11 protein-coding genes are annotated in these 14,972 nt (G+C 46.3%); 3 read left to right on the plus strand and 8 right to left on the minus strand.

Features of this window, described 5'->3' with window-relative positions; all coding sequences use genetic code 11:
* The first annotated feature begins 452 nt into the window (after nucleotides 1-452).
* The gene (gene dusC, locus KIO97_RS03070) at nucleotides 453-1,412 is read left to right on the plus strand and encodes a tRNA dihydrouridine(16) synthase DusC (protein WP_285380932.1); all 960 of its coding nucleotides are present in this window, start codon (nucleotides 453-455) and stop codon (nucleotides 1,410-1,412) included.
* 88 nt (nucleotides 1,413-1,500) lie between these two features.
* On the opposite strand, the gene KIO97_RS03075 is transcribed toward dusC, so the two are convergent.
* From KIO97_RS03075 to yfbV, 6 genes are all read right to left on the minus strand, one after another.
* Nucleotides 1,501-2,961: a diguanylate cyclase gene (locus tag KIO97_RS03075; RefSeq protein ID WP_038889862.1), complete on the minus strand. Its 1,461-nt coding sequence runs from the start codon at nucleotides 2,959-2,961 to the stop codon at nucleotides 1,501-1,503.
* A gap of 113 nt (nucleotides 2,962-3,074) precedes the next feature.
* Nucleotides 3,075-4,901: a maltodextrin glucosidase gene (gene malZ / locus KIO97_RS03080; RefSeq protein WP_285380935.1), complete on the minus strand. Its 1,827-nt coding sequence runs from the start codon at nucleotides 4,899-4,901 to the stop codon at nucleotides 3,075-3,077.
* Nucleotides 4,902-5,041: 140 nt separating this feature from the next.
* Nucleotides 5,042-5,836 carry an ABC transporter ATP-binding protein gene (locus KIO97_RS03085; RefSeq protein WP_005531430.1) on the minus strand — a complete coding sequence of 265 codons (795 nt, stop codon included), beginning with the start codon at nucleotides 5,834-5,836 and terminating at the stop codon, nucleotides 5,042-5,044.
* Nucleotides 5,833-6,768, minus strand: coding sequence for an ABC transporter permease (locus KIO97_RS03090; RefSeq protein WP_285380937.1), 936 nt, complete (start codon nucleotides 6,766-6,768; stop codon nucleotides 5,833-5,835). The genes KIO97_RS03085 and KIO97_RS03090 overlap by 4 nt, the downstream gene beginning before the upstream one ends.
* A 55-nt stretch (nucleotides 6,769-6,823) precedes the next feature.
* Nucleotides 6,824-7,789: an ABC transporter substrate-binding protein gene (locus KIO97_RS03095; RefSeq protein WP_038889859.1), complete on the minus strand. Its 966-nt coding sequence runs from the start codon at nucleotides 7,787-7,789 to the stop codon at nucleotides 6,824-6,826.
* A 310-nt stretch (nucleotides 7,790-8,099) separates the two neighbouring features.
* Entirely contained in the window at nucleotides 8,100-8,552 is a 453-nt protein-coding gene (yfbV, locus tag KIO97_RS03100; protein WP_285380940.1) for a terminus macrodomain insulation protein YfbV, read from the minus strand.
* A gap of 346 nt (nucleotides 8,553-8,898) precedes the next feature.
* Here yfbV and KIO97_RS03105 point away from each other — a divergent pair, with 346 nt between their 5' ends.
* The gene (locus KIO97_RS03105; protein ID WP_005433250.1) at nucleotides 8,899-10,095 is read left to right on the plus strand and encodes an acetate kinase; all 1,197 of its coding nucleotides are present in this window, start codon (nucleotides 8,899-8,901) and stop codon (nucleotides 10,093-10,095) included.
* Between the two features lie 138 nt (nucleotides 10,096-10,233).
* On the plus strand, nucleotides 10,234-12,399 hold the full coding sequence (gene pta, locus KIO97_RS03110; RefSeq protein WP_005433245.1) for a phosphate acetyltransferase: 2,166 nt from the start codon (nucleotides 10,234-10,236) through the stop codon (nucleotides 12,397-12,399).
* 71 nt (nucleotides 12,400-12,470) lie between these two features.
* Here pta and KIO97_RS03115 read toward each other — a convergent pair whose 3' ends face one another.
* A complete protein-coding gene (locus KIO97_RS03115) occupies nucleotides 12,471-13,745 on the minus strand; it encodes an MgtC/SapB family protein (protein ID WP_285380942.1) in 1,275 nt (424 codons plus the stop codon).
* Between the two features lie 135 nt (nucleotides 13,746-13,880).
* The gene (locus KIO97_RS03120; RefSeq protein WP_285380943.1) at nucleotides 13,881-14,825 is read right to left on the minus strand and encodes a glutathione S-transferase family protein; all 945 of its coding nucleotides are present in this window, start codon (nucleotides 14,823-14,825) and stop codon (nucleotides 13,881-13,883) included.
* Nucleotides 14,826-14,972: the final 147 nt, after the last annotated feature.

Consider the following 14,972-nt stretch of genomic DNA (forward strand, 5'->3'; position numbering starts at 1 on the left):
GTCATCTGGTTTCCCATGAATTTGGCGGCATTATACCCTAGAGCTTATACCCAAGTAACCTCGAGATGCTTGGTTCAGCGAGAATGAGTTGGTTTGTAGACGCGGCGCCGATTTAAAGGTCTAGTGGGCCTAAATCAAGAATCGGCAACAAAGTATACAAGCCAAGGCAACTCGCCCTTCGGGAGCGTGTCATTGAACTCGCTTTTTTATTAAACCAATGGCTGCGTCAAACAACTTGGTAAGAGCTGGCTATTACGCTGCGTTGTTTTCTTTGCTTACTTTCGGTAAACAGGGAATCAATGACAACGCTCTGAATCCAGCATCTTGAAGTCACTTGGGTATATAGGATGCTAGTTGATGTCACTCGATGCTGATGAGTCTTTTAATGACAAACTTCCCTCACATCGCTACAATCGCCCTCCTTTTTACCACCAAACTGTATTAGGCAAGCTATGCGAGTTGTATTAGGCCCGATGGAAGGCGTTTTGGACCATTTAATGCGCCAAATCCTGACCGAGATAAACGACTATGATCTGTGTGTGACAGAGTTTGTTCGAGTCATCGATCAGCTATTACCTGATCACGTATTCCATCGTTTGTGTCCTGAACTACTTCAAGGCTCACAGACCGCATCTGGCGTGCCTGTTCATGTTCAATTGCTTGGCCAAGAGCCGAATTGGATGGCAGAAAACGCAGTCAAAGCAGCGGAACTGGGCGCACGAGGTATTGATCTTAACTTTGGTTGTCCGGCAAAACTGGTAAACAAAAGTAAAGGTGGCGCGGCACTTCTTCAGCACCCAGAGTTCATTCACAACATCGTAAAAGCATGTCGTGATGCCGTACCAAGCAATATTCCTGTAACCGCGAAAATTCGTCTCGGTTGGGAAAACCCTGAAGACTGCTTCGAGATTGTAGATGCGATTCAATCTGCTGGAGCAAACGAGCTGACGGTTCACGCTCGTACAAAGCAAGGTGGTTACAAAGCCTCAGAAATCAAATGGGAATACATTACCCAGATCCGTGAGCGTTTTTCTATCCCACTCATCGCTAATGGTGAGATTTGGAACTACGAAGATGGCCAACGCTGTATTGAAACCACAGGAGTGGATTCTCTGATGGTGTGTCGTGGCGCATTCAATATTCCAAACTTGGGTAACATGGTGAAACACAACCAGCAACCAATGGCTTGGCCAGAAGTTGTCGAGCTGCTGATCTATTACTCTCAGTTTGAAATGAAAGGCGATAAAGGTTTGTATTATCCAAACCGCGTTAAGCAATGGTTCTCTTACCTACGCCAAGCCTACCATGAAGCAAATGAGTTGTTCCGCGAAATTCGTACATTCAATAAAGCAGCGCCGATCGTTGAGCACATTCAACGTTACCGCGACGAGCTGCAATCTCGCATCGCATAGTGGTTGAGATAATTTGAGAGTACAGTGAATTAAGAATAAGAAAAAGGGCGATGAATTCGCCCTTTTGTGTTTCTACCACTCGCTAGTTCTAGTGACAGATTTTGTTTTTGCCCGTGCTTTTCGCTTCATAAAGCTTCTCATCGGCAAGCTTAAACAGCTCATCAAAGCTTTCCAGTTGAGCAGCAGACTTAAACTCCACACCACCCGAAACGGTAAAGCCACCAGCAACCACCTTACGTGAACTTTTGGCGATCGCCTTTCTTACTCGCTCTAAAATTCGAAGCATACTTTCAAAATCTTCGTCGTAGATAGCAAGTACAAATTCTTCACCACCGAAGCGTGATGCGACATCTGAATGACGAATATTGTCTCGGATGCATTTTGCCACCAAACGAATCGCATCATCCCCCACATCATGTCCATGGGTGTCATTGATTGATTTAAAGTCATCAATATCGAATACCGCCAGCGCGACGTGTTTTTTAGTCATCTTATTGCGCCATACAGCCTGTATGCCACGTCGATTCAATAACCCAGTCATTGGGTCTTTCGCAGCCAACTCTTTGAAATAGCGACGCTCTGTTTGAGTGTTGACTAGGAACAATGCCACTGTGCTCAAAACATAAATAAAGAAAGCCACCGCGACGCTGTACTTCTCGAACGCCAATAGATTCTTCAATTCACTCCAAAGGTCGTATTCATAGAAAATACGGTGATTAGCACTCAGACGCTCATGCTCTATAGGCTTTAAACGCATCACATTGTCAGGAACATCCATTACAGCAGAAATGATGTGTAGCTTACCTGCCAGGTTTTCATTTGCTTTTAGTAACCCATCAACATCGAAATCAATCGATAACACGCCTTGGTGCTCATCTTTTTCATAAATGGGCACGGTTAAACTTACGACTTGGCCATCATGTCTGTCTAACATAGGCGCAGGGCCTGACATGGTCACTTTCATCGTCTCTTGAGCTGTTTTTTGCCAGAATGGTCTCGCCTTTAGCGTCTCCCACAGCTGTTGAGAGAAATATTGAGCATAGGTATCTGGCGAGGAGATGATGTAGCCTCGTTGATCAATGTAATGAATCGCAACGATATGGGACTCAATGTCATGAAGGAAAGAGAGAGATGGGGCAAAGCCAGCTTTCTTTTCTGCCAACTTAAACAGCTTGGTGCCGGGTTGGCAAAGCGATTTTTGTCCCACGATCATGTAATCCAACTCCACTGCAGGTAACCCACCTGAGTGTTTGTTCTCTAATAGCAGAACATCTATCGGCCACACGTAACATAAGCCATTTTTTTCCATATGGTTATGTTCTTTAAATAGCGGGTGCGCGGGATTCGAGTAGTTAACAAAGCTGTAGTCCAACGCGGTCAATACTTTGATTGCGCGATCGATGGCACGGTCAACTTGAGAGTACTCTAGCGTGATGTAACGATTCATCGCATCGTAGTAGTTCTTTGCTGTCACCAGCATGACAACACAGAATAAAAAGAGTGGGAAGAAGATGACAAACTTGAGGCTAAATCGCCTTTTATTACCCATTGAGCACCATTGTTTCTAATAATATAAGCCCTTCGAAAGCTTAGATTATCGAAGGGCTGTTTATAGTTTTATATTTATGTATTCATAAATTTTAATAAAGAAGGCGCTCGAAGTCACTCGATCTGCCATATTTTGCAGTTCATTGCTGGGATATTGACAGAAAAATGACGTTCACCACTTACAACTTCACCTTTGTCTAATAATTGATGCAACTGTTTTGCATTTAAGCCAACTTGCCATAATGGAAGGTTAACATTTCGGTCGTATTCATCGAGGTTAAATGCCACAACTATTGCTTCTTCTTTCCATTGTCGAACGAAAACCATGACCTGTTCATCACAGTAAAGCCATTGCAAACTTCCGGCTTGTAGAGCCTTGTATTGCTTGCGAATTCCTATCCATCGTTGATAAATCGACAACCAATCAGAAGCCTCAACCTGCCCCCAAGGAAAGCAACGACGGTTATCAGGATCTTGTCCGCCTTCCAACCCAACTTCACTACCATAATAAAGGCATGGAGTGCCGACATAAGTCATGAGTAACCCCAGTGCAAGACGCATTTTTTCCTTATCGCCATTCAAAAGCGTCAGAAAACGGGCGGTATCATGACTATCTAATTGATTCAGTTGAGACAGTTGGTTGGCAAATGGTACTTTTGCTCGCGCTTCATCCACCCACTCTTTGAAATCTAGCACGTTGATGTCGATCGGATCGTACATAATGTCTTGCTTAGCAATCAGGGCACGAACAGGGTGCGCGAACCCGTAGTAGTTCATCGCTCCATCTTCTTGTCCGCCTTGCAGCCATTGAGTCGCTTCAAAGAAATGCTCTCCTAACACATAAGCATTAGGGTTGATCGCTTTAGTCGCTTTACGAAACGCTTCTACATAGTGAGCATTGTTTTTTGCCCCCTCGCCTTCTCCCAGCATATGGATTACATCAAAACGCCAACCATCGACAGAATATGGTGGTTTAAGCCAATGCTTGATCACCGCTTCCTCACCTTGATAAATATGATCGCGGACTTGTTCGTTCTCAAAGTTCAAAACCGGTAAATTGCCGATTCCTTTCCAGCCAATGTAATTGTTGGTTTGGCCCTCAAAGAAGTAGTAGTCACGGAAGTCTGAACTCGGATTGCCGTACGCACCCTGACCTTCTTGCTTCAGGTCGAACCAAGGATGATGAACCGACGTATGGTTGAATACCGCATCCAATACTATCTTCATCTGTTTACCGCGGAGCTGTTCACACAACTGTGCAAACTGCTCATTGGTACCAAACATCGGGTCAATAGTAAGGTAATCTTTTGTGTCGTACTTATGGTTGCTTGGCGCAGTAAAGATAGGATTGAAATACAGCGCAGTGACTCCCAACTCTTCCAAGTAGTCCAATTTCTGCTCAATGCCTTTCAAATCACCGCCGAAGAACTCACGCGCCCCCGAGTTGTGGTGATCCCCAACGGCCTCGCCCCAAGATTTCACCATGCTATCCGGATCGTATTGGGCGTAAGCATGTCGAATCGTTTGTTCATCTTGGCTAGCCGAAAAACGATCAGGAAAGATCTGGTAGAAGACCTGTTCTTGCACCCAACTCGGTGGCTGAGACTGCGTGTTCAACTTAAAGTGGAATTCTTTCGGTGGCATACGCTTATGCACACCTCTACCATCGAGCCAAAGTTGCTGATTACCCTTAATTAGCTTGAATACGTAATGGGTGACGTCACGGTCTCGGTTTGCTGCAAACTGTGCTTGCCAAAGCTGAAGCTCACCTGCGTTACCACAAGGCTTCATCTCTATGAGGTATTCTTCGTTGTCTGGTTCACAGCGCACGTGCACACTATCAAACTCGATGTTTTCGGTTTTCAAAGTGACGGTAAGTCGTTCACCATCAAAAACAAGGCCATCTTCAGTCTGGCTATGGAAGAGAAATGGAAGGGTCATGGTAAGCGCTCTTAGTATTGGAATATTCCACTATTTTATTAAAGAGCACCCATCTAAAAATCCTCCTTTTAAAAATACCGTACGGGTCATTTTCTCAAGGAGGATCACATTTGGTAGGCGTAGTCGACAAACACTTTAAGCTAGTTCAGCAACAAGCTATCATCTGCCAACTCTTCTCCACGCACTTTAGAAAACATTTCCAATAAGTCTGGTACTTGCATATTCGCTCTTTGCTCACCCGCGACATCAAGAACAATCTCTCCTTGGTGCAACATTACTGTCCTGTCACCACAAGCCAGAGCATCCTTCATCGAGTGTGTCACCATCATAACCGTAAGATTAAACTCGGTGACAATGCGCTTGGTCAGGTCGATAACAAAAGCCGCCATACGAGGGTCTAAAGCGGCCGTGTGTTCATCAAGCAGGAGTAGTTTACTGTCTGATAGTGTTGCCATAACCAGACTGACTGCTTGACGCTGACCGCCAGAAAGTAGCCCAATGCTGTCCCCCAAGCGATCTTCAAGCCCTAAACCCAGAATGCTGATGCGCTCTTGAAACAGCTTGCGACGTTTCGCTGATAGCGCCATCCCCCACCCGCGACGCTGACCCCGCATGTAAGCAAGCGCCATATTTTCTTCAATCGACAAATCCCCACAAGTACCAGCTAGTGGGTCTTGGAATACGCGAGCACATTGAGTGGCGCGTTGTGCAACCGTCTTACGGGTTACGTCTTGTCCATCAATGATCACTTGGCCGCCAATCATCGGCGTCTCTCCTGTCACTGCTCCAAGCAGGGTTGACTTCCCTGCTCCATTGGAGCCAATAACGGTGAGAAACTGATGTTCAGGCACTTCTAACGAAACACCTTTCAAGGCTCTGTTTTCCAGAATGGTTCCGGGATTGAAGGTCACTTGAATATCATTGAGTTCAATCATAGTGCCTCTCCTGAACCATTTTTTGATGTCGATTGCTTAGCATTGTTCAAGCGTTGTTTCGCTTTCATACTCTGTTTCAATTTCGGCGCAATCAACGCCACCGCAACGAGCACAGCTGTAACCAAGTTTAGATCCGAAGCTTGTAGACCAAACATGCCGGAACTCAGGGCAAACGCGACTGCGAGGCGATAAAGTACCGAACCAATAATCACCGCACAAACCGCGACCCAGATTTTCCGCCCTGGTATGAGGGTTTGCCCAAGGATAACCGCCGCAAGACCAACTACGATGGTGCCCACGCCAGAGGTGACATCGGCAAAGCTGTTGGTCTGAGCAAACAAGGCTCCAGCAAAACCAACAAACCCGTTAGACAGCGCCAAGCCAAAGTAAGTGTAAAAGCCAGTACTCGCCCCTTGCGCTGCCACCATTCGGGCGTTCACTCCCGTTGCTCTTAACCCTAAGCCAAAGTCGCTGTTAAGGAGGCGTACAACAAACAGAGCGGAAAGTAAGACCAGCACACCAACAACCAAAGGTCGGATGTACATGGCGTCCCCCATGGCTTCAAACGGGGTGAGAATAGTGTCTTCCCCAAGCAGCGCCATGTTCGGCTTACCCATGATACGAATGTTGATAGAGAACGCCGCAATCATGGTAAGAATGGAAGCAAGTAGATGAAGAATGCCACAACGAACGGCGAGGAAGGCGGTCACCCACCCAGTCATGCTACCAGCAATCACGGCCATTCCGGTGGCAATCCAAGGATTGATGCCCCCAACAATCGCGGTTGCAGCAACGGCGGCGCCCATAGGGAAACTACCGTCAACACTTAAGTCAGGGAAATCAAGAACGCGAAACGTAAGGTAGACGCCCAAAGCAACTAAGCCATATATAAGACCTATCTCGAGCGCACCAAAAAAAGCAAATGCAGACATAACTGCTCCTTTCTGCACATATCAGGTCGGCATCAAACCGACCTGAACATCACTATTACTGCATGCTAGTCGCACGTTTCACAACAGAACTCGGTAGTTGAATGCCAAGCTTGGTTGCAGCTCCTTCATTCACAACAAGATCAGAACCGGTTGCGACTTTCACATCCAACTTGCCAGGATCTTGCCCTTCCAAAATAGCAGCAACGTAGTCGGCAGTTTGAACACCCACTTGGTAGTAATCAAAACCCAAGCTCGCAATAGCGCCTTTTTCTACGTAAGAGGTTGCACCGCCAAAGACCGGCTTCTTCGCTTGGTTTGCCGCAACGATCATGCCCTCAATAGCACTGGCTACCGTGTTGTCTGTCGGCGCATAAATCACATCAGATTTAGCCGCAATAGCTTGCGTCGCGGACTGAACATCGGCACTTTTGAGAGCCGTCGCTTCTACCACTTCAAGACCGTTGGCCTCTGCACTCTCTTTTAGCAGTTGCACCAGAGTCACCGCGTTTGCTTCACCTGGGTTGTAAACCACACCGATAGATTTAGCCGCAGGCAGAATTTCTTGAATCAATGCAACGTGCTGTGCCACAGGAGACAAATCGGAAAGACCAGTGACGTTTTTACCCGGCTGATGCATGGATTTCACAAGCTTTGCGCCCACCGGATCCGTTACCGCAGTAAACACCACTGGGATAGAACGTGTTGCAGACACCAAAGCTTGCGCTGACGGTGTGGCAATACCCACCAGCACATCTGGGCTCTCGCCCACATATTGACGGGCAATCTGTACCGCTATAGCTGGGTTACCTTGTGCGGTTTTGTAGTCAAACTCTAGGTTCTTACCTTGCTCATAGCCCTTGGCTTTCAAGCCATCTATCAAGCCTTGACGAGTCGCGTCGAGTGCTGGGTGTTCTACGATTTGAGAAACCGCTACGGTCGCGGTATTGGCAAGCACACTAGCAGAGGAGAAAGCTGTGGTTGCGGCAAGAATAGCAGTGGCAAGTATACGTTTCGTTTTCATCATGACTCCTTGATGTCTCTTCGTCCTTGAACTGAAAGCCTCATCGAAAATGAGTGCTCAACAGAAATAATCCGGAAGATGGGATGTTGTGTTTATAACTGTGCACTTTTTGTGCATCTGTTTTTCATTATTAACGCTAACTCTCGGGAAAGAAAAGCAAGACTTAACAACAATGTAACATTTGTGATCTCGCAATCGGTACGAAAGGCGGTTATTGCAAATTAGAAAGGAGTGAAGTCAGAAGCGCAGGCATAAAAAATGGAGTGGCAATTGCACACTCCATTTCAGTAGTTGTGGTTTTGTTAAGGGTCTAGAACCAACGTTCGAGAGCCGTTTTGTCTAATTGACGGAATGCACGGTTCAGGATGACCGCAAGCTCTTTGTATCGCGGGCGCGCTTTGACGGGCTCGAGCGCAAAACCTGTTTCTGTGATTTTTTGATGCAATTCGCGATACCAAGAGGCTAATGCAGGGGGCAATTTGGTGTTGGAACGACTGCCCAACCACCAAATACCTTGCAGAGGCATACTGATTGCGAACAATGCAACTACGATGGCTTGAGGCAGTGCATCATAGTTATTGAAAGCCATTTGAGTGAGCACACTGATCGCGGCGACCGCTGGCATCACTTTAATGCCAAAACGCGTTGCTTTGATGATACGTTGTTCGGGAAAAATGGCGTTCAGCTCTTTACGAACCGGCCAGATCTCCATGTAACTTTGGCCGTCTTTCAGGCTATGGATTAATCCGACTTGTTTGCTCATACCGCTCTCTCACTAAAAAATAGTTGAACATTTCAACTAAAGGCGCAAAAAATTGATGAAAGTTAATATTCTTTCAAAATTTTTTTGTTATCATTGCCTATTATCGCTATCCTTTGCAGACCCTCAATCTCATTGTTGCCGTTATTTACAATTTAAGCAACTCCGAGATTTTATTCTGCACGGATCGCTTCATAGTGGTGGATGGGTTCATCACTATTCATTTATACGGAATTAGAACGATTTTTGACCAAGATTAGTACGCAGCCTTGCGGGTATCGTCTATTCTTGTGATTAATTTTTCATCCTTTAACTGATTTTGATCAGACGAATAAACAGGTAGTCATACATGTCTAAGCTAGTTTTAGTTTTAAACTGTGGTAGTTCTTCTCTTAAATTTGCTGTTGTAGATGCAGAAACAGGTGCAGAGCACCTAACCGGTCTTGCTGAGTGTCTTGGTCTTCCAGAAGCTCGTATGAAGTGGAAACTTGATGGCAAGCACGAAGCTCAACTAGGCGCAGGCGCAGCTCACGTAGAAGCACTATCTTTCATGGTAGAAACTATTCTTGCTTCTAAGCCAGAGCTTAAAGCTAACCTAGGCGCTATCGGTCACCGTATCGTACACGGTGGTGAGCAGTTCACTCAATCAGCACTGATCACTGACGACGTACTTAAGGGTATTCAAGACGCTGCAACTTTCGCACCTCTTCACAACCCAGCTCACCTAATCGGTATCGAAGCGGCTAAAGTAAACTTCCCTGGCCTACAAAACGTTGCTGTTTTTGACACTGCGTTCCACCAAACTATGCCAGAAGAGTCTTACCTATACGCTCTTCCATACAACCTATACAAAGAGCACGGCATCCGTCGTTACGGCATGCACGGTACTTCACACCTATTCATCACTCGTGAAGTTGCGAACCTACTAGACAAGCCAGTTGAAGAAGTAAACATCATCAACTGTCACCTAGGTAACGGCGCTTCTGTATGTGCAATCAAGAACGGTAAATCTGTAGACACTTCTATGGGTCTAACTCCTCTTGAAGGTCTAGTAATGGGTACACGTTGTGGTGATATCGACCCAGCTATCGTATTCCACCTACACGACGCTCTAGGTTACTCTGTTGAACAAATCAACAACATGCTAACTAAAGAGTCTGGTCTTGCTGGTCTAACTGAAGTGACTTCTGACTGTCGTTTCGTTGAAGACAACTACGGTGAGAAAGAAGAAGCAACACGTGCAATGGACGTGTTCTGTCACCGTCTAGCTAAGTACGTAGCGGGTTACACAGCTTCTATGGAAGGTCGTCTAGACGCAATCACGTTCACTGGCGGTATCGGCGAGAACTCTGGCCCTATCCGTGAAATGGTTCTAAACCGTCTAGGTATCTTCGGTATCGAAGTTGATGGTGAAGCTAACCTTAAAGCTCGTTTCGGCGGCGAAGGTACTATCACTACAGCTAACAGCCGTATCCCAGCAATGGTTATCTCTACTAACGAAGAGCTAGTAATTGCTGAAGACACTGCACGCCTAGCAGGTCTTTAATAGATTAAACTGGCTAGCCACTCCGGCTAGCCAGTTTTTCTTCCAAAGAATTTCTTAGGGGCTTAACTCCTATTCTCTGAATTATTCATGGAATAAGAGTTGAGCTTTTATCCCCCAATAGCTAAAGGTACTCTACGAATGTCTCGTACTATTATGCTTATCCCTGCAAGTGCTGGTGTTGGTCTAACTAGCGTAAGCATGGGTGTTCTTCGCGCAATGGAGCGCAAAGGCGTTAAGGTTTCTTTCTACAAACCAATTTCACAGCCACGTTCTGGCGGTGATCAACCAGATCTAACTTCAACTATCGTTGGCTACAACAGCGATATGAAGATCGGTCAACCACTAGCGATGTCTGTTGCTGAAAGCCTAATTGGTAACGACAACATGGACGAGCTGCTAGAAACTGTTGTTGAGCGTTACAACCAAATCAACAAAGATGCAGACGTAACGCTTATCGAAGGTCTAGTACCAACTCGTAAGCACCCATTCGCTAACCAAGTGAACGCGGAAATCGCTGCAACTCTAGGTGCGGAAATCGTTCTTGTTGCAACTCCTGGTACAGATAACCCAGCTCAACTTAAAGAGCGCATCGAAGTAGCATGTTCTAACTTCGGTGGTACTAAGAACAAGAACATCTCTGGCGTAATCATCAACAAGCTGAACGCGCCTGTTGACGAAGCTGGCCGTACTCGCCCTGACCTATCTGAAATCTTTGACGATGCAGACAGCGCGAAGCAAAACGAAATGAAAGTGATGGAAATCTTCAACACTTCTCCAATTCGTGTACTAGGTTGTGTGCCATGGAGCATCGATCTAATCGCTACTCGTGCAATCGATATGGCTCAGCACCTAAACGCTGACATCATCAACGAAGGTGACATCGCGACTCGTCGTATTAAGAGCATCACTTTCTGTGCACGTTCTCTGCCAAACATGATTGAGCACTTCAAACCAGGTTCTCTACTTGTTACTTCTGCAGACCGTCCAGACGTTATCGTTGCAGCTGCACTTGCAGCAATGAACGGTGTTGATATCGGTGCGGTACTTCTAACTGGCGGTTACGACATTCCTGAAGAGATTGCAGGTCTATGTAAACCAGCATTTGAAACGGGTCTACCGATCTTCAAAGCACAAGGTAACACTTGGCAGACTTCTCTAAACCTACAGAGCTTCTCTATCGAAGTTCCTGCAGACGATAAAGAGCGAATCGAGTTCATCAACGAGCACGTTGCTGGTCACATCGACGGTAACTGGATCGAGTCTATGACTGAGGGTACTCAGAAGTCTCGTCGCCTAAGCCCACCAGCATTCCGTTACCAGCTAACTGAGTTCGCTCGTAAAGCTGGCAAGCGTATCGTTCTTCCTGAAGGTGACGAGCCACGTACAGTTAAAGCTGCGGCTATCTGTGCTGAGCGCGGCATCGCGGAGTGTGTGCTTCTAGGTAACCCAGACGAAATCCGTCGCGTTGCAGAGCAGCAAGGCGTAACACTAGGTGCTGGCGTAACTATCATCAACTCTGATGAAGTTCGTGAAAACTACGTGGCTCGTCTAGTTGAGCTACGTGGTGCGAAAGGCATGACTGAAGTTGTTGCTCGCGAGAAACTACAAGATTCAGTATTCCTTGGCACAATGATGCTTGAGAACGACGAAGTAGACGGTCTAGTTTCTGGTGCGGTTCACACCACAGCAAACACTATCGTTCCTCCGTTCCAAATCATCAAGACTGCACCTGATGCGTCTATCGTATCTTCTGTATTCTTCATGCTGCTACCTGACCAAGTATTGGTTTACGGTGACTGTGCGATCAACCCAGATCCAACAGCTGAACAGCTTGCTGAAATCGCTATCCAATCTGCTGATTCTGCAGCGGCATTTGGTATCGACCCTCGCGTTGCTATGATCTCTTACTCTACTGGTGAATCTGGTAAGGGTGCAGACGTAGATAAAGTACGTGAAGCAACTAAGATTGCTCAAGAGAAACGTCCAGATCTAGTGATCGACGGTCCTCTACAGTACGACGCAGCGATCATGGAAAACGTGGCAGCTTCTAAAGCGCCTAACTCTCCAGTAGCAGGTAAAGCGACAGTATTCGTATTCCCAGACCTAAACACTGGTAACACGACTTACAAAGCGGTACAACGTTCAGCAGACCTAGTATCTATCGGTCCAATGCTGCAAGGTATGCGCAAGCCTGTAAACGATCTATCTCGCGGTGCACTAGTAGACGATATCGTGTACACAGTTGCTCTAACTGCGATTCAGGCGGATCAAGCTGACCAAGCTCGCGAAAAAGCAGTTAACTAATTAACTGCACTTTTCTGAATGCAAAAAACCTCGCCACGGCGAGGTTTTTTTTCACTTTGTGTTCGAATAAATCAATACAAAGCCAAAAACAAAATAGCGCCAGAAAGCACGCTGCCAACCATAACGGGCGCAACTCTTCTCCATAATGCCTTATCCCCTATTGCAACAACCATCCCCATTTTTACCACTGTATTAACTGAGGCCGCGATCAGAATACCCAATGCCGCGGTTTCCACGCTCAAGGTTTGGATACTTTGCCGCCCAAGCGCAAGGGAAATAGCATCAACATCCGTAATACCAGATAGCGCAGACAGTATTAGCACACCAGCACTACCAAACAGATCAGACAGTGCATGCGATAACAACATGATCACGGCGAGCACAACCCCAAAGAAAAGCGCCGATTGAAGGGCTAATGGGTTGGTTTGTTTATTCGGTTGTTCTATTTTCTCAACCTCGCTGCGACGCCATATCCACCAAGCAGGCAAATAGAGGGCAGCCATCATGCCCAAGACAACGGGTCCCAACAATGTCACTAATTGGGGATTAATCACCGAAAGAACGATCAGCAACCGAGGAAACATAGTCCCGCAACTTAGCAGTATGCCGCTGGCAAGCAAAGGACTGATATTCGCTTGCTCCCGTGAAAGATGAGAGAACTGCAGTGTAAGTGCAGTAGAAGAACTTAGCCCAGCAAAGACAGACGTAAACAAAATACCCCGCTTTGCACCGCCGATCTTAATCGCGAAATAACCAACAAATGAAATACTGGCAATCAGCACCACCATCCACCAAATTTCATAAGGGTTCAAAGCCTTCCATGGGCCGTAAGCTTGGTTGGGTAAAAGAGGTAATAGGACGATAGAAATGAGCAGCAGACGCAAAGCAGCATCAAGCTCGTACTCTTGGAGACGCTGAAGCGCCTGATGAAGCTCTTTCTTGTTATCCAGTACCACCGCAGTGATAACCGCTGCGGCCGCAGCAAGAACAGGCTCCCCAGAAACAGCGAGACTGCCAAGAACAAAGGTGATCACCAAACTAACCACGCCAGTAATGCTGATGTCCTCACTCTTTCTTTGTTGAATCACAAACGCAATACAGGCAAGAATAACCAAAGCAATCAACGCAAAGCCAAACAATAACGGTGTGTAGATGTTGGCAAGAATCCCAACTAAGCCACCCAGCAAACCGACCAAAGAGAAGGTACGGATACCCGCAACGCGACTGCCTTCAACGCTATTACGCATTACCCAGCCACGTTGGGTTCCGACAATTGCCCCCAATAACAGCGCAATAAACAGATTCCAAATTAGATGCTCGCCACTGACAAACTCATTGATATCCATACCCCACCTCAGTCCAAGATCGGCCGTTATATCATCAGTTTATGTTATGAGCGGAAAGAAGTTGTGATGATTGGAAGATATTGGAAAAAAGAAAAAGCGCTATATCAAATGGCGCTTTTCTCGGAGAGCTTGAAGTTAGATTAAATCTCGGTCATGGGGTGAATCCAAATCTAACTCAGGCCCTTTTGGTACGACTTGCGTCGGGTTGATACCCGTATGACTGAAGTAGTAGTGACGCTTAATGTGGTAGAAGTCGGTAGTCTCTGCGACGCCTTCCACTTGATAAAGCTCTTTCAAATAACCCTGAATATTTGGGTAATCCGCAATGCGTTGTTTATTACACTTAAAGTGGCCTACATACACAGCGTCAAAACGAACAAGAGTAGTAAATAGGCGCCAATCCGCTTCGGTGATTTTATTACCTGCTAGATAACGATGCGTCGCAAGATGTGCATCAACTTTATCCAGAGCAGTAAACAGTGAATCAAACGCTTCTTCATAAGCTTCTTGCGTTGTCGCAAAACCACAACGGTATACGCCATTATTCACGTTCGGATAAATGTAGTCATTCCACTCATCAATCACGCTTTGAAGTTGCTCTGGGTAATAATCATCATGGTTGCCCGTTAATTCATTGAACTCGGAGTTGAACATACGGATGATTTCAGACGATTCATTCGACACGATCGTGTTGGTCTTTTTATCCCACAGAACTGGAACGGTAACGCGACCAGTATAATCGGACTTGGCTTGAGTGTAGATCTGATGCATTCGGCTGTGACCGAATAGTGGCTCTGGGAGTCCCATTTGCCAGCCTTCACCTAGCATATCTGGACACACAACGGTGACGTCAATGTGCTTTTCCAAGCCTTTGAGTTTACGGAAGATCAGTGTGCGATGCGCCCACGGACAAGCGAGTGAAACATACAAATGGTAACGGCCCGACTCTGGCTGGAACGTTGCATCAGGTTTGTTCTTTATCCAATTGCGAAAGCCTGCATCTTCACGAACAAACTTACCACCGCTTGATTTAGTTTCGTACCATACGTCGTGCCAAACGCCTTCAACTAACTTACCCATGACTGCTCTCCTCATATTCTGTTTTCTACTATATTAGCGCTTCATGTACAGCTTAGAATCCGACCATTTAGTCCATCTTGTTCAAGAATTTCGAATGAACTAAAACTAAGAGAAATCGTAGGCATAAAAAAAGCGCGACCCTATAAA

Origin of the sequence: Vibrio sp. B181a (genome assembly GCF_030248375.1) — a bacterium.
GTDB lineage: Bacteria > Pseudomonadota > Gammaproteobacteria > Enterobacterales > Vibrionaceae > Vibrio > Vibrio campbellii.

Bases quoted from the DNA above. Each gene is read 5' to 3' on its own strand.
- malZ (WP_285380935.1), bottom strand. From the start codon at position 4,901: ATGACCCTTCCATTTCTCTTCCATAGCCAGACTGAAGATGGCCTTGTT.
- KIO97_RS03115 (WP_285380942.1), bottom strand. From the start codon at position 13,745: ATGGATATCAATGAGTTTGTCAGTGGCGAGCATCTAATTTGGAATCTG.
- KIO97_RS03095 (WP_038889859.1), bottom strand. From the start codon at position 7,789: ATGAAAACGAAACGTATACTTGCCACTGCTATTCTTGCCGCAACCACA.
- yfbV (WP_285380940.1), bottom strand. From the start codon at position 8,552: ATGAGCAAACAAGTCGGATTAATCCATAGCCTGAAAGACGGCCAAAGT.
- KIO97_RS03075 (WP_038889862.1), bottom strand. From the start codon at position 2,961: ATGGGTAATAAAAGGCGATTTAGCCTCAAGTTTGTCATCTTCTTCCCA.
- pta (WP_005433245.1), top strand. From the start codon at position 10,234: ATGTCTCGTACTATTATGCTTATCCCTGCAAGTGCTGGTGTTGGTCTA.
- KIO97_RS03085 (WP_005531430.1), bottom strand. From the start codon at position 5,836: ATGATTGAACTCAATGATATTCAAGTGACCTTCAATCCCGGAACCATT.
- KIO97_RS03120 (WP_285380943.1), bottom strand. From the start codon at position 14,825: ATGGGTAAGTTAGTTGAAGGCGTTTGGCACGACGTATGGTACGAAACT.
- KIO97_RS03105 (WP_005433250.1), top strand. From the start codon at position 8,899: ATGTCTAAGCTAGTTTTAGTTTTAAACTGTGGTAGTTCTTCTCTTAAA.
- dusC (WP_285380932.1), top strand. From the start codon at position 453: ATGCGAGTTGTATTAGGCCCGATGGAAGGCGTTTTGGACCATTTAATG.
- KIO97_RS03090 (WP_285380937.1), bottom strand. From the start codon at position 6,768: ATGTCTGCATTTGCTTTTTTTGGTGCGCTCGAGATAGGTCTTATATAT.